A 1,318-nucleotide genomic window follows, 5' to 3' on the forward strand; every position below is an offset into this window, starting at 1 on the left:
TGAATCGCACCGAGTTTTGAGGAGGCTCCAACCTTTGAGAAAATGGAGCCATGAGCAAGAACAACAAATTTTCGCCTGAAGTCCGTGAGCGTGCCGTTCGATTGGTGCAAGAGCATCGCGGTGAGTATCCGTCGCAATGGGCGGCGGTGCAGTCCATTGCGCCCAAGATCGGCTGTTCAGGCTACACGCTGTTGAAGTGGGTGCAGCTTCAAGAGGTGGAGGCTGGCACGCGGCCTGGTGTCCCTCAGGCAGAGCAAGAACGCATCAAAGCGCTCGAGCGTGAGGTCAAAGAGCTGCGCCGGGCCAATGAAATCCTGAAGTCGGCAAGTGCTTTTTTCGCTCAGGCGGCGCTCGACCGCGAACTGAAGAAATAAACGCCTACATCGACCAGCACCGGGGCCTGTATGGGGTCGAGCCGATCTGCAAGGTGTTGCAGGTCGCCCCGTCAGCCTACCGGCGATATGCCGCCCGATGCCGCAATCCGGAACTGCGAAGCCTACGAGCCAAGAGGGATGAACGACTCATGGTGAATATTCAGCGTGTGTGGGAACAGAACTTTCGGGTCTATGGAGCCCGCAAGGTCTGGAAGCAGTTGAATCGAGAAGGGGTGACGGTGGCGCGGTGCACCGTGGAGCGTCTGATGCGACACCTTGGCATCGAGGGGATCAGGCGCGGCAAACGGGTTCGCACCACGATCCCTGATAGCGCAGTTGCCTGTCCACGAGATCTGGTGAAGCGGCGCTTCGAGGCCGACCGTCCCAATCGACTGTGGGTCGCAGATTTCACCTACGTCTCAACCTGGCAGGGATGGTTATACGTGGCCTTTGTCATTGATGCCTATGCCAAGCGTATCGTCGGCTGGCGAGCCTCCAGCAGCATGACGACAGACTTTGTCTTGGATGCCCTGGAGCAGGCTGTCTATGATCGAAGACCGACGCAGTCCGATAGGCTCGTCCATCATTCCGATAGGGGATCCCAATACGTGTCCATCCGCTACTCCGACCGATTGAGCGAGGCCGGAATCAATCCATCAGTCGGCAGCACCGGAAGCGCCTATGACAATGCGCTGGCCGAAACGATCAACGGCCTGTACAAAACGGAAGTGATTCATCGGCGCGCGCCCTGGAAAACCAAGGCTGCCGTGGAGTTGGCGACACTGGAATGGGTCTCGTGGTTCAACCACCAACGCCTGCTCGAATCCATCGGCGACATTCCGCCCGCTGAGGCCGAAGCGCGATACTATCGGCAACTTGCAGCGCCGACTGTGGAACCTGTTTTACTTTAACCAAAAAGCCTCCGCGATCCCCGGTGCGATTCA

At 58.2% G+C, this 1,318-nt stretch carries 1 protein-coding gene and 1 other annotated feature; the gene reads left to right on the forward strand.

Going from position 1 to position 1,318, the window contains the following annotated elements; all coding sequences use genetic code 11:
• Positions 1-50: 50 nt before the first annotated feature.
• A protein-coding gene (locus ABD104_RS30150) for an IS3 family transposase (RefSeq protein WP_200663915.1) occupies positions 51-1,285 on the forward strand; the annotation gives its coding sequence in 2 pieces (ribosomal slippage) (positions 51-330 and positions 330-1,285; 1,236 coding nt in all).
• Positions 329-445, forward strand: a sequence feature (AL1L pseudoknot). It overlaps the preceding gene by 117 nt.
• Positions 1,286-1,318: the final 33 nt, after the last annotated feature.

It is taken from the genome of Pigmentiphaga daeguensis, from assembly GCF_039523035.1.
Classification (GTDB): Bacteria; Pseudomonadota; Gammaproteobacteria; order Burkholderiales; family Burkholderiaceae_B; genus Pigmentiphaga; species Pigmentiphaga daeguensis.